This window comes from Vibrio sp. Vb1026 (assembly GCF_033338745.1).
Classification (GTDB): domain Bacteria; phylum Pseudomonadota; class Gammaproteobacteria; order Enterobacterales; family Vibrionaceae; genus Vibrio; species Vibrio alginolyticus.
The window spans coordinates 491,732-510,966 of the sequence record NZ_JAWOTH010000001.1 but is presented as its reverse complement, the minus strand read 5'-3'; the positions used below and the strand labels follow the sequence as shown (position 1 = coordinate 510,966).

Genomic DNA, 19,235 nt, shown 5'->3' with positions numbered 1-19,235 from the left:
GTTCAAAGGCAATGTGAACTCATAGGATCAAAATCAAGTTCTAATTTTTAGAAGAAAAACCGATCTGCTTGTGTCAAAATGCGCCATCCCAACCAAAAAGTCTTAATGTAATGAACTACCAAGCTGCTATTTTTGATATGGATGGTTTGCTCCTTGATACTGAGCGCGTCTGTATGCATATTTTCCAAGAAGCATGTGAAGCCCAGAACCTACCCTTCTATAAAGATGTTTATCTTTCAATCATTGGTCGCAATGCAGCGGGCATTGAAGTGATTTTTCGTAAAGCTTATGGGGATGATCTTGACCGCTTACACCAAGAGTGGCGCGACCGTTACGACGCTGTGGTTAAGCACCAAGCGATACCAGTAAAAGAAGGGGTGATTGAACTGCTTGAGTGGTTGAAAAGCCAAGGGTTGCCAATTGCAGTCGCCACTTCTACAGCAAAAGAAGTGGCACAGAAGAAGTTGGAATTAGCGGGCCTAAGCAAGTATTTCGACAACTTAACGACAGGCTGTGAAGTGTCACACGGCAAACCTGAGCCAGAGATCTACCTGCTTGCAGCAAGTCGTCTAAGCGTAGATCCAACCAAATGTCTCGCCTTTGAAGATTCAAATAATGGCGTGCGTGCTGCTGTAGCAGCGAACATGATCACTTATCAAATTCCTGATTTGGTTGAGCCTTGCAACGAAATAAAACAATTAGGCCATACCGTCGCACCTTCACTGCATGATGTGTTGCACACGTTAAAGCAAACTCGCTAGGTCTACTTGTCGTCTGTTCTCTAGAAGCTCAGCAATTTAGCTGAGCTTCTTTCTTGAAACCTCTCCAATACCGTAAAACCAAACAATTCTGCCACCCGTTTAGAGAGATTATTTTCACCTTAACTCTGGCTAATCACGACTTTTGATTTAACTCACGCAATCGCATGAAATAAGGCATTTGAGTGATCAAATAGCGGAACTGACCAGTACAAGCTTGCAACAAAACGTCAATATACCGATTGAAGCACGTTTTTGGAGTGAAAATTGGCTGATAATGAGAACTATTGGATAAGATCAATCCAAGTCAGCCTAAAATACAAAATGGAGAGTGTTATATGTCTTTACGTTTATTAGCAACAACCTTCGCATTAGTAGGAATGAGCTTTGGTGCCCAAGCCAGTGCCGAGTGTGAAGTGTCATTAGATGCTAACGATATGATGCAGTTTTCTACTAAAACATTGAGCGTACCAGCCACTTGTAAAGAGGTAAAACTAACGCTGAATCACACAGGTAAGATGCCAGCGCAATCGATGGGTCACAACGTGGTCATCTCTGACACAGCCAACCTACAAGCAGTCGGTACTGATGGCATGGCAGCTGGAGCAGAAAATAACTACGTAAAACCAAATGATGATCGCGTCTACGCTCACACAAAAGTAATTGGTGGCGGTGAAAGCACCAGCATTACGTTCAGTACTGAGAAAATGAAAGCCGGCGGTGACTATTCATTCTTCTGTTCGTTCCCGGGTCACTGGGCAATCATGCAGGGTAAATTTGAGCTAAAATAAAAGATTCAGCCAAGCCAAAAGAAGACTCATTATAGGGAAGCCAAGGCTTCCCTTTTTGATAGATAAAATAGCAATTGAGAAAGGTCTAACACGTCTGGAAACGTGACCAAGAAACATAGCAAGTAAGAAACCCTTGCTCCACTGAGATTAAGTTCTTTTACGAAAACTCATGGGTAAAAATCGGATTTTTGTTTTGCCTTTCCGAAACACTACTAAATGATAAAAGTCATTCAATACCATGTAACTCTTTCCAGTTTCCTGGATGAACCACATAGCCGAACAGAGCATGCCCACCATAAACCAATTCAGTCCCTTCCGGTATCCACAGCATCTGACCTGGGTGCACAAAATGTGTTTCACCATTTGCGGTCAGCTCGAAACAGCCTTCAATCACGAAAATAACCTCATCATAAAGCACTGTCCAAGCCACTTTAGCGCCTTCCCATTTAGCAAAGCCTACGCCTATGTTTGGTGAAATTTCTGGGCTTAACGCCCTGGCAACATACGCCATTCCCGGCGTATCACCACGAACATTGAAATCTAGACTTTTACTATCAACAAGTTTGACTGGCTTCATAATTCACTCCGGCTTTGCCATTTTGCTAATTGGATACGCGTTTTTACTCCCAAACCTAAAAAAGGCTCTGGCGGATTCAAACAAGGCATTCCTGTCACTTGCTGTATGTCATCCAATGATTTAGATGTCGCACCAACGACATAGTCAGCTAACAGTGTTCCAGAAATGGTTCCCCACGCAGCACCAACACCATTGTCACAAGCGCTGGCATAAACACCTTCATCTAATTGACCGAAAAAGTTAGTAAAGTTACGAGAGATTGCATACACCCCACCCCATGTGTGAGTAAATGGTACGTCGGCCAGCTCGGGATAACGCGCCAGAAAGACCTGACGATGATCGTCGCGAATTTGTTCTCTGACTTTATCGTTCATGCTTGAGCCATATTTCGGCACGTGTTTGTAAGTATTGCGGATCAAAATACGTCGATCGGCGGTCATACGTAACGTCGTTCCCGCATGATCAGCTGGAGTTAACCCCCAATTCAGCTCACCTCCGTATCGTTGCATTTCTGCGTCGGTTAATGGACGCGTCCAGCTTGCAAACGTCATCACTGGAAGTAGTCTGTTTTTAAGATAACCAAACTCCCGAGTAAAAATGCTGGTCCCAAGCAGCAGTTCAGGGGTTTCAACAGAGCCACTATCTCCATGTAATACCCAGCAACCGTTTTCTTTACTGAGCTTGCGGATTGGCGAGTTTTCTAACACCTCGACATTCTCTGGAAGGCTTTCCCCTAGCCCACGCACCAGAGCAGCAGGTTGCATTAAATAACCACCTGGCGTGTAAATTGCGCGGCTGTAGTAATTTGTCCCTAAGACTTTCGCAAGCTCACTGCCATTAACATGGAAGTATGGTTCGCCAAGGTCTTTCATTAGGTGCTCAAAGTGATCGAGATATGCTTCACCGCGCGCCCCTACGGCTCCTTGATATTTGCCCTTTGCTGACCACTGACAAGAAATACTGTGCTTCGACACTAAAGTGTTTAGCTGAGCAATCGCAGAACGGTTGAGTGATAATAACTTTTGCTTGTGCTCAGGGTCGGGATGCTCAAGTGAAAACTTATGAGGCAAATCGATAACAAAGCCCGAATTTCTTCCTGAAGCCCCTTGGCCGATACGTTGCGCATCAATCAGTATAATTCGTGCATTAGGCATAAGTTCAGCTAAACGTCTTGCCATAGCTAGGCCTGCGAAACCGGCACCTAACACGGCATAGTCAGCACTTTGTTTACCTTTTAACGCCGATTTTTCTGGAATACTTGGCAACGCATGGTACCAACCACACGCCACGTCATCATTGGGTAAATGAATCATCTTTTTTCTCCGCTACGCTGCTGACAGTTTCAGTGACAATTGATCTAGCCAAGGGCCGCGTAATGACTGTACTTTTCTTCCTAGCAACGCAAAACCGAGCATTGCTCCTTCTGGTGAATAAAACGCAGCGGTCAATTCATCTGCTTGGTTCTCGATGTACCATTGTCCCTGTTCTTCAGCGGCTACCGGGAAAATCGTGAGTGGAAGAATCGGCGTTTTTACAATCACTGGAGTTGGTGTTAACGAGATAGGGGCGACATCGCCTAGCAAGCTTTTCGCTACAGAAGGGATCATTTGATTAATCGGCGCAATATAGGGCTGCCAACCGTGATCAGTTTCAACACAATCACCTAGCGAGTAAATATTCTCATCACTCGTCTGGCCGAATTGATTCACTCTAATGCCTCGGCCTACTTCGAGCCCCGCGCGCTCAGCCAGAGAAACATTTGGTTTGAGTCCAACCGCGCTTAGCACTAGGTCTGCTTCAATCTGCTTGCCACTGTTCAGATGTAAAACCGCACTGGATTCGGACCTTGGCTCGATTCTGGCGATACTGTCTTGTAGAGCCCATTGCACGCCTCGTTCGGCAAGTGCACTTTGTAATGATTCACCCAACTGTTGCGGGATCAAACGCTCCATTGGCCATTGACCTAACCCGATTACTGTCACTTCATAACCGCTTTCGATCAGGTCATTCGCGAACTCACAGCCAATTAAGCCATCACCGAGGATCGCGATGCGCTTTTTGTTCTGTAGCTCCGCTCTGAAACGGCGGTAATCAACTAAGTCGTTCACACTCATAACACAAGAGCGATCACCCTCAATCGGGATTTCAATCGGTGATGCACCTGTTGCCAGTACCAAGCGACTGTAGGCGTATTTACCGATGGAGGTATGTAGCGTTGAATTGGCACGATAGATATGTTCAACGCGGGTATGCGGGTAAACGCGGATATTGAGACGGCTTTCCCACTCCAACGCGCTTTCACTTTGTAGCGCGTCGCCATCTTTCTTCATGACCAGTGCATTAGACAATGCTGGTTTGCTGTACAAAGCGCCATCATCAGCGGTAAAGACAGTGATCGGAACCGTCTCAGATTGCGCTCTAAGTGCCGCCGCCAACTGGTAACCACTGTGGCCACTACCGATGATAACGATAGGGTCATTTGAGAATACAGGTTGAGTAACTTCAGATGGAAGAGGCTGAGCCGTATTTGGCTGAACAGACGCTTCTACCGACACCGAAGACACAGCTGCAACCTCTTCTAGTGGCGCATCGTCGGTGATTTCGATCATTTCAAAATCGGCCTTACCCACTAAACAGTCAGGACATAACCAGTCATCCGGTACATCTTCCCATGCTGTTCCTGGTGCAATGCCATCGGATGGCCAACCTTGTGCTTCATCATAGATTAAGCCGCAAATAATACAGAGCCACTTTCTCATCGCTTATACTCCAACTACCTTGTTCAGAATTTCCGTGTTTACAAACCGTTGTCAGATTTGTTGTGATTCCATCAACCTCGCCCTAGCTTGTGGTCTGAAATCCAAGCCGGTACGAGGTGATGAAAATACAGTTACACGGTAGCTATACGTTGCTGTCTTGCTGCAAACGAATGGCAATATTGCGTGTCTGGACATAGCTATAAATCGCTTCTTGTCCTTTTTCTCGCCCAAAACCGGACAAGCCCACGCCACCAAATGGTGTTTCGATACCACCAGCAAACCATTCATTGATGAACACTTGCCCACCACGCAGTTGCTGCGCCACACGCAATGTTTGGTTTAGGCTTTCACCAAAGACACCAGCAACCAGGCCAAAATCGGTGCCATTCGCGATTTCAACGGCCTCTTGCTCGGTTTCAAACGGTGTAATTACCAGTACAGGACCAAACACTTCTTCTTGAGCAATACGCATATCTGGTGAGGCTTCAATCACCGTCGGTGCCACAAAGTAACCCGACAAATCAGGGGCGTATCCACCCGTTAGGATGTTCGCGCCGTCGGCTTTTGCTTGTTCTATCATTTCAAGCACGCGCGCTTGTTGATCAGCCGATACCAACGGTGTTATATCCGGCTGGCTTTCACCTTGACCAATGGTTAGGTCTTGTGCCATTTTCACTACCGCCGCTTTTACTTCTTCATAACGCTCTTTTTGAATTAGCAAACGAGACATTGCCGAACACACTTGACCAGCGTTAAAGAAAATACCGACTTGAACGCTTTGTAAAAGCGTTTCGAGACTCACATCTTTCAGTGCGATAGCGGCCGATTTACCACCCAGCTCCATCACAGATGGTGTGGCGCGTTGCGCTGAATCTTTCAGTATGCGTTGGCCGGTCGGCACAGAACCTGTAAAGACAATTTGATCAACGTCTTGATGCTGCACCAAGTGGCTGCCAACTACGGAGCCTTTGCCACATAGCAAGTTAATCGCGCCTTTTGGGAAACCCGCTTTTTCAATCGCTTTAATCAACAACGTCATAGCGAGTGGGGAAATCTCTGGCGATTTGATCACCACTGCGTTACCAGCAGCTAATGCAGGTGCTAATGAGCGTGCACAAATAGAAACTGGGAAATTCCACGGCACAATCTGCACTGACACACCAAACGGCACATATTGGGTGAAATCGACATAATCTTTACCCAACGGAATTGACGTGCCTTCCAGCTTGTCGGCCATGCCAGCGTAGTATTCGAAGTAACGTGCCGATTCTAAAAACTCATCTTTGGCATCTTGCAAAGATTTCCCATTTTCACGGCAGGCAACTAACCCACCTTCATCAACCATTTCACGAATAGCCGCGGCGGCTTTTAACATCCACTCGGTTCTGACGGCTGGACGAACGTCCGAAAGAACGCCTTGATTGACCACTCGACGTGCCGCTGCCATTGCGCGATCTGCATCGGTGATAGTGACTTCTGCAATCGTCGCATACGCTTCGGCTGTGCCAGGGTTAATGACGGTCAGCGCTTGCTCTGAATCGCACCACTCACCATCAATATAATTAAGGTAATGCATCATATTACTGCTCCAGTGCCGCTTTCACTTGCTTTGCCAACCAGGTTTGGAAGAAATGCGTCGGAACATCCATTTCTGGTGAGAACACACCACCACCAAAGCCAGGTGAATAACGACCTTCCTGCATGCCCTCGACCGCTCCAATATCTTCGCCGAATACGACTCGCCATGACTCAACGGTAGCAGTACGGCACGCAGCGAACTCATCATTCGTTGCTTCATCACCCACATAGAAAACACGTAGGTGCTCAACACTCTTATTCGCAGTGATTGGTTCAATCATCATTGCAAAGGCATGATCGGCTTGAATACCAAGCAACACGTTTGGAAAGAGTGCAACATATTCTGCATGACGCAGTTTATCTTCTGGCCAGCTTGGAAATTTAGGTAAGTGTGTACCTGCAGTATCAGAGAGGTTGTATGCGAGACTACCTTGGCCAGCGAAACGCTCTGCAAACATGATGTTGTAGTGATCCTCTAGGCGAGAATAACTGTTCAAACTCGGATGCACCCAAGGTAAGTGGTAAGCTTCACAGTAGTTTTCTACGGCAAGCTTCCAGTTACTTTTCACTTCTATCTCTAAGTTGCCACCCATGTTCACGCGGCGAAGAAGCCCTAATCCTTCTTCACCTAAGAATTGCTGCCAACGTTGCTCTAGCGGCGCGATATGCTCTTCAAAGCTTTCAGCATTGCCCGATAAGTTGACGAATACCATGTCCATCCAAACGGCTGAACGAAGTGGCTTAAGGCCATGTTTTTCACACTTAAATCGGTCATCTTTGTGTTTTGCGATACCACCAATGTGTGGTGTGCCTTTTAGATTGCCGTCAAGATCGTACGTCCATGAATGGTAAGGACAGCGAATCATGCCTTGAACTTCGCCTGCCTCATGCACCAGCTTCATACCACGATGACTACATACGTTGTGGAAAACTTGGACTTCACCTTGGCGATTTCTCATCATGAGTAGTGGAAGATTCATGAAATCAAGTGGCATCACATAACCATTTTTAAGCAGGTCTGATGCAAAACCAATACATACCCAAGTGTTACCAAACACCTGATCACGCTCAAAAGTAAAATACTCTTCGCTGGTGTAGGCCTGATTCGGCATTCCTGTTGCTTCACTGATTGGGTTCAGTACATTATCAACAAGTTCAACAGGAATAATGGTTTGGTTGACATTGCTCATATTCTTATCTCCGAGAGTCGAGTTGCATCCAGTGCGTACAACATCGTGTTGTGTTAGTGGAGATGATTTTGATTAACAACCCGGCAACAAACAAACGACTTTTTCGCCGGGCTTGGATGAGTTTTTGTCATTCATGCATTGATCTCGAACAAAAAAATAACCTTTTAATTAACAATGATCTTCTTGTCATGATTAATACTCATTAACCGATGAGTATTAATCAGTTGAAACACAAAAGCCCTCTCTCTACTCTCTTTCAAAAATTAACAATAACGCAACAAACAATAACGCTAAAACAAACGCACTGTGAGGGATGCCTATGAGAGCAACATCTGGGATATTGAAAGGACTCAATCCGACTGTGACTATCGCATCAAAGATCGTCGTTATCGGTTTTGTACTTTTCTGCGCCATTCTCGCCAACCAAGCGGGCCAATACTTCGAAACGATTTCCGGCATTTTGCTGCAGAATATGAAGTGGTTTTACATCGGACTTGTTTCACTCGTTGTCGGTTTTCTTCTTTACCTTATGGTTAGTCGATATGGACATATTCGTTTGAGTAAAGATGACGAAAAACCAGAGTTTAGTTATTTGTCTTGGGTATCCATGCTTTTTTCCGGAGGCATGGGGATAGGCTTAATTTTCTGGTCGGTCGCCGAACCGATGTGGCATTACGCTGACAACCCATTTACTCAAGGCCTGACCAATGAAGCCGCAACAACATCAATGAAACTGACATTCTTTCACTGGGGTCTACATCCTTGGTCTGTCTTTATCATTGTTGCACTCGCATTAGCTTACTTTTCCTACCGTAAAGATCTGCCTTTTACCCTACGCTCTATCTTGTACCCTTTGATTGGTGATCGTATTTATGGGCCTATCGGACACACGGTTGATATCCTAACAGTCGCGGTGACTGCTTTCGGTATCTCTCAAACCTTGGGGATGGGAGTTATCCAAATAAACTCTGGTTTGAATCAAGCCTTTGGTCTAGATATTAGTTTGGGGATTCAACTCTTTATTATCGTTTCCCTTTGTACTTGTGCGGTTGCGTCGGTGATATCTGGTGTAGGAAAAGGTATTCGCCGTTTATCAGAATGGAACATGCTGCTCTCACTCGCACTCGTGCTAGTCGTACTTTACATTGGTCCAACTCGCTATATCTTAAATACGCTACTCGAAAGTACGGGGCTTTATGCACAAAACATTGTCGGTATGAGCTTATGGAGCGATGCACAGAATGACTCTGGCTGGCAAAACTGGTGGACGGCTTATTACTGGCCTTGGTGGATGACTTGGGCACCTTTCGTTGGCATGTTTGTGGCTCGTATCTCTAAAGGACGCACAATACGTGAACTTATCGGCGGTGCTCTCATCGTACCCACGCTGATCACGTTTTTATGGATTTCAGTATTTGGTGGTGCAGCGTTGAAGGTAGAGCAAGACGCTCGTGTTGCTCATCAAGAGCAAGTCACTGCGGCACAAGAAGCCAAACAGACACCACCTGCGGATTTTTCTGGCGGCCCGATTCTTGAAGCGACTAAAGCTGATACGACACGCGCTTTGTTTACGCTATTCGACAACCTAGATACAGGTATGTTTGGTAAACTCCTTAGCGTGCTTGCGTGTTTATTACTCGGTACTTATTTCATTACCTCCGCTGACTCAGGTACCTTAGTTCTATGTACCCTCGATGCCGCTGGACACAGTGAGCCTCCTACCTCTATACGCGTATTGTGGGGGATCATGATCGCCGCCATTGCGGGAGTGCTTCTATACGCCGGAGGGTTAAAAGCAATGCAAACGGCCTCCATTATTGCCGGTTTCCCTATCGCGATTTTTATCGCGGTGATGAGCTTAACGCTGTTCCATAGTATTCGACGCGAACCTAAGCCATGGGCAATGCTTCCTGAGCATGTTCACCCAGAGCAAGAGAAACTTGATGGTCCTGTTGAACCGCTTGTTGAAAGCAAAACAGTGGCTTCCGAGCCTATCGCTTCAAGATCCTCACAAAAAAGTGATTCCACACTCAATCAGGGACCAGTACTAAGTTAGTGCGTCGTTTCATCAATCAATTAAAACAAAGCGGGAACTGGTACTCCCGCTTTTTTAACATGACCAAACTCTGTTATTTTCTCTGCTTATTGATTTAGGCTAAACCTCGATCACCCACCTCATCTGGCAACTGTTGCAAAAGCCACTCTCTAAAACGCTTGACGCTTGCTGGGATTAAACCTCTATTTTTAGGTTCAAGCATAGAGAAATTGGAAGGTGTTGAAAGCACGTGTTCGACTGGCCTAACTAAAGCACCGCTTTGTAAATAGTCGTCCACTAATGATCCCCAGGCTAACGCGATTCCCTGACCATTAATTGCCGCTTGTAACAGCATTGGATAGTTATTGATGTTCATGCGATTACGAGGCGAAATATTTGGCAATCCTACACTCGCAAACCACTGCTCCCAATTCACCCAATCTCTTTGAGACTCCTCCAGATAGAGTAACGTTTTATTGAAGATTTCTTCTGGCTTACTAGGCTGGCCGATTTTCTCTAAATAAAGCGGGCTACACACAGGGAATACTTCTTCTGAAAATAGCGTTGTCACATCCATTTCCGCAGGTGGAGTGCGACAATAAAACAAGGCGAGATCGCAATCTAATCGGCGTAAGTCCAACACATTATCTGAGGCCAATATTCTTATATCGATGTCATCATGTTCATTTTGAAATTGAGCAACCTTAGGCAACAACCACAAGGCTGCCATTGCATTTGTCGTCGCAACCGTGATCTTTTGTTCGCCCTGCCACTTCTTCACTTCACCCGTGATTTGAGCAATATCGAGCAAAGATTGGCTGACAGCTTGATAATATTGAAGACCTGTAGGCGTTAAATTAATGCTTCGATTGGCTCGCGTGAACATAGCCTTGCCTAAGTATTCTTCTAATTGTCTAATTTGGCGACTGATAGCACCTTGGGTCACGTTTAGCTCGTCAGCGGCTAACGTAAAACTCAAGTGCCGCGCCGACGCTTCAAACGCAACGAGGCTATTTAAAGGTGGGAGGGGTTTGATTTTCATGTATCTTCCAGTAAGGCAGTATTGTAATTATTTTTATTCCCGGCAATCTTATGTTGCACGTGGATAATGCCATTCTGGACAACACCTCAAAAACGACAATTTATAAATGATAAAAAATAGAGATGAATCATAAATTGTTGTGAGAGAGACTGCCGTATACAGTTTCGTGGCTACAACGAGCACAAAAAGAGGAGCAGTTACTCCTCTTTTGTCTAGCCTTTTGCTCACTTTGTACGAGTTAGCCCATTTACCCTATTGCCAGTTTAGTACTCGCGTAACGCGCTTTTTTCTTTCTTGGACTGGCTAAGAAGTACGCTAATGTAAGAGGCCCTAATCGTCCCATAAACATCATGAAGATGATCACTAACTCACCCGGTTCGGACAAACTGCCCGTTAAGCCTCGCGATAACCCAACCGTACCCAGTGCCGAGACCGCTTCGAACATAATGTCTAACATAGACGCTTTCTCTGTCAGTAACAGCGTGAATATGGCAAACCAAGTCACCCCCACCGAGATCAGAGTCAGCGCCAATGCCTTGCTGATGGTCTCTTTGGGAATCTCGCGTTGAAAGGCATAGGTTGCTTCATCGCGACGCAAATAGCTGTAAGTTGCCAAGACCAATACCATAAATGTCACAACTTTAATGCCACTTGCCGTACTCAATGAACCACCGCCGATAAACATCAACACCAGAATGATCGCCGTTGTGGCATCTTCCAACTGATCGATAGCTAAAGTGTTGAACCCTGCCGTTCTTGGCGTCACCGCTTGAAACCACGATGCCCACCATTTCCCTGCTTCGCTCAACGGGGCAAGCGTGTTGGGGTTGTCATATTCAATCAGATAAATCGCGATAAGTGCCACCACGTTAATGATCATCGTGCCTAAGATCATCATTCGACTGTAAACGGTGAGTCGATGCCAACGGCGATTGCGTTTTAAGTCAATCCAAACCGAGAAGCCTAAACCACCAATAATGAACAAACTGGTAATGGTGAAGTTAACGACCGGGTCGTCCATGTAAGGCATTAAGCTATCGGCACTCAACGCAAAACCTGCATTGTTAAACGCACTGATGGTGTAGAAGAAACCATGGAACAAACTGGTTTCCCAGCCCAGCTCTTCACTCCAATAAACGCTCAAAATAGTGAAACCAATAAGTTCAACGAGCAGAGCGAACATCAATACAGATTTAGCAGTGGCAATGAGTGTCGACGAGTCAGTTTGGTTGAACGCCTCTCTCGCGACTGCTCGCTCCAAAAAGCCAATTTTTCCGCCCAGAGCCAGCAAGGTCACGATGGCAAACGTCATTAAACCTAGGCCACCACATTGAATCAGGAAAGCAATAACCACTTGCCCAAAAGGCGTAAACGCCGTGCCCGTGTCCACCACAACTAATCCCGTCACCGTAATGGCCGATGTCGCAGTAAACAGGCTTTGAATCCAAGTGATGGGCTCTGTGGTGGCAATCGGCAGTTTGAGTAAGATCGTGCCGAGCATGATCAAGCACGCAAAGCTGAGGCTAAGTATTAATGGCGGTGCGCCCAACAATTTTTTGCCCGCTTTGGGTTTTCGCTCGATGGGGATAATAGAGGGATGCCACAAAACCATGTTACACCAACCTTGGAGCGACGTATTTCAGCTCAGCGCGACTACCACAAAGCAACAGCGTGTCGAACTCATTAAGCACAAACTCATCATTGATATTGGTGTAGACGGCTTCTTCGCGCTTCACCAAGATAGGCTGAATGTTGTAACTGCCTCGGCTGATCAACTTAGAAAGCGGCGTATCGTGCAGATTGGATTTAACGTGGATTTCCACCACATACAAGCCATGCCCCATTTCCAAATAGTTGTTCACCATCGGATAGTTGAGTGCCTGCGCGACTCTTACGCCCATCTCCTCTTCCGGATGAATAATGCGTTGTACACCAAGCTTAGACACGATGGTGTGGTGTGCTTTGGTGCTCGCTTTGACCCAAATAGATTTCACACCCAGATTTTTCAGCGCCAGCGTACACAACAAACTGGCTTGCATGTCTTCGCCAATCGCCACCAACACCACATCACTGTTCGCTAGCGCTAACTCTCTGAGTGCACCTTCGTCTGTTGCGTCACATATGACCGCTTGCGTTAACTCTTCGACGTATTTTTCGACGATTTTCGGGTCGCTATCCACCCCCGTTACGGTGTGTCCAAGATGAATAAGTTCTAAGCTGGCGGCAACGCCAAATCGCCCTAGACCAATTACTGTAAAGTGAGCCATATCAATACCTAACTGTGTTTTATGTATAGAAAATGCTAATGCGTTAAGGGTTAGACTGATTTTCCGTCACGGAAAATAGGCAACACGAATCCTGTTCGAGTGCCGATAACCAGCACTAAACCTTGGCATTAACGTTGATTAAATTTGGAATTTAGTGGTGCTTGGACGCCTCTAGCACTAAACGATAACCCAACCCCGGCTCGGTTTTTAATAGCCGCTGTTCGTCAGCACTATCGTTCAGTTTTTTGCGTAGTTGACTCACTAACACACGTAAGTAGTGAGTATGTTCGACATGACTTTTTCCCCAAATCACCGCTAGCAAATGAGTTTGCTCAATGAGTTTTCCCGGCTTGAGAATCAACTGTTCAATGAAAGAAAACTCTTTCTTGGTGAGTGGAATTTCCCTCTGATCCAACCAAAATTGGTGAGTACTTTTGATGATTTTGACTCGGCCAGCCACCAGCTCATCAGCGACGGTTTGCTCATCCACCAAATCTCGAACCAGCACTTTGATGCGCGCGATGAGCTCTTTTACGCCAAAAGGCTTGCTCAAGTAATCATTCGCGCCTGCTTCTAAAAGGCGGATTTTTTCCTCTTCTTGATCGCGAGCTGTCAGCACTAGCACTGGCGTTTTATACGTCTGACGAAGCGTAGTGAGAAACTCCGCCCCATCGCCGTCGGGCAAGCCTAAATCTAGCAGAATGACGTGCGGCGAATACGCTTCGAAACACGCTTTGGCTTCTGCAATGGTACTCGCGCCAATGTAATCAAACCCTTCAGCAGACAGCGAAATTCGAATAAAGGTATGAATGCGAGGCTCATCGTCCACGACTAAAACTTTGTAACTCACGCCTGCTCTGCTCCTTGATTGAGTGGAAGTCGAATGCGGATCAGCGTCCCTTCTGATACTGGCATAGATTGAATATATCCTTGGTGTGCGGTGATGATGCCTTTGGCAACCGCGAGTCCCATTCCGGTGCCTGAATCGGCCGATTTGTTGTTCGCGCCGGAATAGAAAAGGTTGAATATTTTTTCCGCATCTTCAGCTTTGATGCCAATCCCCATGTCCCGAACATCAATCACGCACGACGAACCCTGCTTAGAAAGTGAAACCTCAACAGATTCATTCTCTGGCGAAAATCGCATGGCATTATCCAGCACATTAAAAATCGCTTGTTCGATGAGCGAACGACTTACTGACAAATAGCCAACGGCATCATCCATATTCATGGATACTTTCTCGGTGTAATTCGGCAAACGAGAAACCGCATCCCGCACAATATTCGCAATAGGCTCATCTTTTTTGGTAATTTTTAATGTGCCGTGCTGGAGCTTAGTCGCCTGTAAGAGGTTCTCGATATATTGATGCAAGCGATGGCTTTCTGAAGTCGCACTGTCGAGCAATTCTTTACGCTCTAAGTCATCGAGCTTGGGCATGTACTCGTTGAGTGTGGTCAGTGTTCCAATAATGGTTGCTAGCGGCGTGCGTAGGTCATGGGACACCGATAGCAGGATGCTGTTTTGCAGCTTGGTTTGTTTTAACTCTCCCTGCTGCCGACGATAAAGATCCGCAAAGGTGCTGGTGATAAAAGCCACCACCATAAACACGACTAAATTAAAAATGTCTTCCGGACGAAACATCTGCAAAGAGTAACGAGGCGTCGTGAAAAAGAAATTGAAGCTCAACGCTTCGATCACCGCCGCCGCATAAGCGAATCGCGAGTTGCATTGAAACGCCACTACCACGACCGCTAACTGTAAAATCAGCAGGACTGCGGCTGTAGAGCCAAACAGTTGGTCTAACAGCCATGAGACGACAACCGCACCAACAATCACGGTAGTAGAAAAGAGAGAGGTGTTATCTCGCCATTGAACAAACATAAAATACATCAACCAAAATTCGATGTAGAAAACTTTAGCAAAAGCCCATTCGGAGTTCGCGTAAAAAAAGCGTAAAAAATTCAATAACGACAGTGAGTTATAAACATAATCATCATTAAGTTGGCCTAACTCAATGAATAATCACAAGTTAACGTTGCCCATTAACGCCTACTTACTCGGTATAAACGACAGACACAAAAAAGAGGAGCATTTGCTCCTCTTTCGTGTAGCGTCATATTAGATGACTTGCAGTTGAGCATCACCTTGCTCAGACAAAAATCCGCCGGTTTGATGCTTCCACAACTGAGCGTAAACACCACCCAATTGCAGCAGCTCGTAATGCGAGCCTTGCTCAATGATTTTGCCGTCATCCATTACAATCAAACGATCCATCGCGGCAATCGTTGATAAACGGTGAGCAATCGCAATCACTGTTTTTCCTTCCATCAGAACTTCAAGGTTTTCTTGAATTGCCGATTCTACTTCTGAATCAAGTGCAGACGTTGCTTCATCCATGATCAAAATTGGCGCGTTTTTCAGCAGAACGCGAGCAATCGCCACACGTTGACGCTGACCACCAGACAGCTTCACACCGCGTTCACCCACTTCAACGTCATAGCCAACGTTACCTTGCTCGTCTCGTAGAGATTGAATGAAATCATGAGCATGTGCTTTCTCAGCAGCTGCGATAACGGCATCCATTGAAGCATCTGGATCACCGTAAAGAATGTTCTCTTTAATTGAACGATGCAGCAAAGAGGTGTCTTGCGTGATCATACCGATGTGTTGGCGAAGCGACTCTTGTTCGACTTGAGAAATGTCCTGTCCATCAATACAAATCTTACCGGTATTTACGTCGTAAAAACGCAGCAACAAGTTGACCAACGTGGATTTACCTGCCCCAGAACGACCGACAATGCCGACTTTTTCGCCCGGTTTGATAGTCAGGTTCAAGTTCTCAAATACCGCCTTCTCGTCACTGTAGTTAAAACCTACGTGATCAAAGCAGATCTCACCTTGGGAGATTTGCAAAGGCTTAGCATTTGGTACGTCTTTCACTTCAACATCGTTTGAAATCGTATTAATACCGTCTACTACTGTACCGATGTTTTCAAACAGTGCGCTAACTTCCCACATGATCCACTTCGACATACCTTGTACGCGCAATGCAATACTGATGGCAATCGCAATAGCACCAATTGTTACAGCGTGATCTAGCCATAGATAAACCGAAATGGCACTAATAGACATCAGCAGCAAATAGTTGATGGCATCCACACTAAACAGTAAACAAGTCACCATGCGCATTTGGCGGTAAACCGTCACCAAAAATTGCTTCATGCTGCTTTCTGCGTATTCCAACTCTCGTTGCGAGTGCGCGAATAGCTTTACGGTAGATATGTTGGTGTAAGAATCGACAATGCGCCCAGTCATTACAGAACGAGCATCCGCTTGCTCTGTCGCTACTTGTTTCATTTTAGGGATAAAGTAGAACTGGATAACCGCGTACATTCCTATCCAAATCACAATAGGTAGCATTAGCAAACCATCGGCTTCGCCCATCATCCAAAGCATCGAAAGAAAATAAACGCTGATATAAACCAGTACATCCACCAGCTTCATGACCGTTTCTCGTACCGCTAACGCACTTTGCATCACTTTGGTCGCAACTCGGCCTGCAAAGTCACGCTGGAAAAATCCAACCGCTTGTTTTAGCAAGTAACGGTGAATCAACCAACGGATAGACATCGGGTAGTTACCCAATAACGTTTGGTGCATCACCATTGAGTGGACAAAACCGAGAGCTGGCATCACAACCGCCACTAAGAACAGCATCATTAGCATGCGATCACCCTGGTCTTGCCAGAATGTTGCGCGATCTTGATTAGAGAGAATATCGACGAGCTCGCCCATATAACGCAACAGCGTCACCTCAGTAATGGCAATAAGCGCACTGAACACAGCCATAACGAGTAAAGGGGCTTCAAAGCCACGAGTGTAAAAACGACAAAAGCCAAATAGCGTCTTCGGTGGCTTTTCGGTTTCCATCTGGGGAAAGGGTTGGGTCAGCTTTTCAAACCAATTGAACATAACAATGACTTTAGGTACCGCGAATGAATTTGCGAACGTTTTACTATCTTTTGATACAAAAGTCAGTAAAATACCGAAACAAAAGCTCAAATGATAATAATTACAATTAAGCTTAGCGTTAATCATAATTATCGGGAATAGATTTATGCAAAAGAATAACTCACTGACCATCGCTATCCGCAACGCGTTGGTTTGTGCTTTAGCACCTACAGCAGTGGTTGCATTCACAGCACAAGCTCAAGAAGACGTCGTACAAGATGACGTGATTGCCATGGAGACCATAACGGTCACCGCGCAAGCACTTAAAGTAGAAACCCCGGCAGCAGAAACGCCGCGCAGCGTATCTATCATTTCTGAAGATGAACTTCGTGTTCGTGCACCGAAAAAGCTAGATGAAGCATTACGCTACACGTCTGGTGTAACCGCTCAGCCTTATGGCGCAGACAACGACACTGATTGGTTCAAAGTTCGTGGATTTGATGCAGCGACTTACCTAAACGGCAACCGCCTATTCCGCGATGGTTACTACACATGGTTGGTCGAACCTTACGGCCTAGAAAGTGTAGAAGTCGTTAAAGGTCCATCGGCTATTCTGTTTGGTGAATCGGCACCAGGCGGTATCGTGAATGCTGTTCAGAAAAAACCAACGTTTACGCCTCAAGGCGAAGTAAAAGTCGAAGTTGGCAACAACCAACACCAATCCGTAGGTTTTGACATTGCTGACGAAGCAAACGACGCAGGCACTGTGCGCTATCGTTTGGTTGGCTTGATGACAAGCCAAGATGGTGAACTGGACGGCACAAATAACGAGCGTTTCTACCTAGCGCCAAGTGTCGAGTTCGACATTTCTGACCGTACAATGCTGACCGTTTTGGCAACTTACCTTCATGATGACGGTGTACCAACTAACCCATTCTTCCCGGCAGCAGGTACTCTGATTGGTTCTAACTTTGGCAAAATCGATCCTTCGACTAACCTTGGTCAGCCAAACTACGATAAATACGAACGCACGCAGTTTTCTCTAGGTTACTTACTAGAGCACGACATCAATGACACGTGGTCACTCTCGCAAAACCTCAACTACGGTTCGAATGAGTTGTACTTGCGCAGCTCTTACGCGTTCTCAAACAACGATCCAGCGAAAGAAGAGTTAACGCAAGGCATCGTATTCCGTGACGGAAAAAACCAGAGCATCACGTTCGATAACAATGCTGTCGGCAACTGGATGACAGACAACGCAGAGCACACAGTGCTTATCGGTATGGATCTGCAATTCCACAAAACCGATGGCGACGAGCAAGACAACTATGCATTTGGCACTATCAACCCGTGGAACCCAGTTTACGGCAACTTCACCCCTCTTGATCCTGCCAACAACGTGAAACGTGAGATTGAGAAATCTCAAGCAAGTCTCTATTCACAATACCAATTGAAACTGCATGAACAGTGGATTGGTAACATAGGTGCTCGTTACGACTGGGTGAAAACAGAAAACTCTGGCAAAGGCGCTACCGTTGATCAAAGTGAATCTCGTGATGATGGTCAGCTCTCTCTAAGTGCGGGTGTGATGTACCTTGCAAACAATGGCCTGTCACCTTACGCAAACTACTCTCAGTCGTTTGAAGTGATCAGTACTATTGATGCGGCAACCAATGAACTTTACAAACCGCTGGAAGGCGAGCAAGTAGAAGTGGGTGTAAAGTATGAGCCAAGCTTTATGGATGGCTTTATCAACCTTGCATGGTTCGACATCACGCAAAAGAACGCGTTGGTCACTAACCCATCAACATGGATTGCGACACAAACAGGTGAAGTGACATCTCAAGGTATTGAGCTAGAAAGCACGGCGCAGCTAACCGACGATCTAAAACTGATGGCAAGCTACACCTACACTAAAGCGAAAACAGATGAGAGCTTTGGCCAAGGTAAAAAACAAGCCGCACTTATTCCTGAGCATCAAGCGTCTGCATGGGTAGACTACAGCGCCTACAGCCTGATTCCAGGCCTCAATATCGGTACTGGTGTGCGCTACGTAGGTGAGTCAAAAGATAACCCTAAGAGCTCGAACCTAACGGTTCCTTCTGTCACTCTTTGGGATGCGTCAGTCACTTACGACATCACTTCACAGTGGCAAGCACAGCTAAACGTGAACAACATCCTAGATAAAGAGTTTGTTTCAGGTTGCGATTACTGGTGTTACTACGGCCAGTCTCGCTCTGTTATGCTAAACGCAAACTACCGCTGGTAATTGTACTTCTACTCCCCT

Annotated in this window: 15 protein-coding genes and 1 pseudogene; 4 read left to right on the top strand and 12 right to left on the bottom strand. The window is 46.0% G+C overall.

Annotation, left to right across the window (positions count from 1 at the left end; translation table 11 throughout):
• Positions 1 to 110 precede the first annotated feature (110 nt).
• Complete coding sequence (locus tag R7E47_RS02360) at positions 111 to 761, top strand: HAD family hydrolase (protein ID WP_054578640.1); 651 nt, start codon at positions 111 to 113, stop codon at positions 759 to 761.
• A gap of 335 nt (positions 762 to 1,096) precedes the next feature.
• Positions 1,097 to 1,549, top strand: coding sequence for an azurin (azu, locus tag R7E47_RS02355; RefSeq protein WP_005375211.1), 453 nt, complete (start codon positions 1,097 to 1,099; stop codon positions 1,547 to 1,549).
• Positions 1,550 to 1,775: 226 nt separating this feature from the next.
• On the opposite strand, the gene R7E47_RS02350 is transcribed toward azu, so the two are convergent.
• From R7E47_RS02350 to R7E47_RS02325, 6 genes and pseudogenes are all read right to left on the bottom strand, one after another.
• Positions 1,776 to 2,126 carry an ethanolamine utilization protein EutQ gene (locus tag R7E47_RS02350; RefSeq protein ID WP_017635301.1) on the bottom strand — a complete coding sequence of 117 codons (351 nt, stop codon included), beginning with the start codon at positions 2,124 to 2,126 and terminating at the stop codon, positions 1,776 to 1,778.
• Positions 2,123 to 3,439, bottom strand: a complete 1,317-nt coding sequence (locus R7E47_RS02345) for an NAD(P)/FAD-dependent oxidoreductase (protein WP_213885208.1) — start codon at positions 3,437 to 3,439, stop codon at positions 2,123 to 2,125. Before R7E47_RS02345 ends, R7E47_RS02350 begins: the two co-directional genes overlap by 4 nt.
• Before the next feature lie 12 nt (positions 3,440 to 3,451).
• Positions 3,452 to 4,735: an NAD(P)/FAD-dependent oxidoreductase gene (locus R7E47_RS02340; protein WP_250156844.1), complete on the bottom strand. Its 1,284-nt coding sequence runs from the start codon at positions 4,733 to 4,735 to the stop codon at positions 3,452 to 3,454.
• Positions 4,724 to 4,885, bottom strand: a pseudogene (locus R7E47_RS02335) (rubredoxin); the annotation flags it as partial. The pseudogene R7E47_RS02335 and the gene R7E47_RS02340, both read right to left, overlap by 12 nt.
• A gap of 142 nt (positions 4,886 to 5,027) precedes the next feature.
• A complete protein-coding gene (locus tag R7E47_RS02330; protein WP_213885209.1) occupies positions 5,028 to 6,464 on the bottom strand; it encodes an aldehyde dehydrogenase family protein in 1,437 nt (478 codons plus the stop codon).
• Between the two features lies 1 nt (position 6,465).
• Positions 6,466 to 7,653 carry an aromatic ring-hydroxylating oxygenase subunit alpha gene (locus R7E47_RS02325; protein WP_025768534.1) on the bottom strand — a complete coding sequence of 396 codons (1,188 nt, stop codon included), beginning with the start codon at positions 7,651 to 7,653 and terminating at the stop codon, positions 6,466 to 6,468.
• A gap of 319 nt (positions 7,654 to 7,972) precedes the next feature.
• Here R7E47_RS02325 and R7E47_RS02320 point away from each other — a divergent pair, with 319 nt between their 5' ends.
• Positions 7,973 to 9,709 carry a BCCT family transporter gene (locus tag R7E47_RS02320; RefSeq protein WP_230238204.1) on the top strand — a complete coding sequence of 579 codons (1,737 nt, stop codon included), beginning with the start codon at positions 7,973 to 7,975 and terminating at the stop codon, positions 9,707 to 9,709.
• A 94-nt stretch (positions 9,710 to 9,803) separates the two neighbouring features.
• Here the strand turns inward: R7E47_RS02320 and R7E47_RS02315 are convergent, their stop codons facing one another.
• From R7E47_RS02315 to R7E47_RS02290, 6 genes are all read right to left on the bottom strand, one after another.
• Complete coding sequence (locus tag R7E47_RS02315; protein WP_115386780.1) at positions 9,804 to 10,730, bottom strand: LysR substrate-binding domain-containing protein; 927 nt, start codon at positions 10,728 to 10,730, stop codon at positions 9,804 to 9,806.
• A 247-nt stretch (positions 10,731 to 10,977) separates the two neighbouring features.
• Positions 10,978 to 12,342 (bottom strand): TrkH family potassium uptake protein, encoded by a 1,365-nt coding sequence (locus R7E47_RS02310; protein ID WP_230238205.1) that lies wholly within the window; start codon positions 12,340 to 12,342, stop codon positions 10,978 to 10,980.
• Position 12,343: 1 nt separating this feature from the next.
• A complete protein-coding gene (locus R7E47_RS02305) occupies positions 12,344 to 12,997 on the bottom strand; it encodes a potassium channel family protein (RefSeq protein WP_005375180.1) in 654 nt (217 codons plus the stop codon).
• A gap of 151 nt (positions 12,998 to 13,148) precedes the next feature.
• Positions 13,149 to 13,847 (bottom strand): response regulator transcription factor, encoded by a 699-nt coding sequence (locus R7E47_RS02300; protein WP_318083676.1) that lies wholly within the window; start codon positions 13,845 to 13,847, stop codon positions 13,149 to 13,151.
• Entirely contained in the window at positions 13,844 to 14,887 is a 1,044-nt protein-coding gene (locus R7E47_RS02295) for a DUF4118 domain-containing protein (protein ID WP_230850624.1), read from the bottom strand. Before R7E47_RS02295 ends, R7E47_RS02300 begins: the two co-directional genes overlap by 4 nt.
• 228 nt (positions 14,888 to 15,115) lie before the next feature.
• Positions 15,116 to 16,969, bottom strand: a complete 1,854-nt coding sequence (locus R7E47_RS02290) for an ABC transporter ATP-binding protein (RefSeq protein ID WP_033906862.1) — start codon at positions 16,967 to 16,969, stop codon at positions 15,116 to 15,118.
• 145 nt (positions 16,970 to 17,114) lie between these two features.
• Between R7E47_RS02290 and R7E47_RS02285 the strand changes: the two genes are divergently transcribed.
• Positions 17,115 to 19,217: a TonB-dependent siderophore receptor gene (locus R7E47_RS02285; protein ID WP_025768541.1), complete on the top strand. Its 2,103-nt coding sequence runs from the start codon at positions 17,115 to 17,117 to the stop codon at positions 19,215 to 19,217.
• Positions 19,218 to 19,235: the final 18 nt, after the last annotated feature.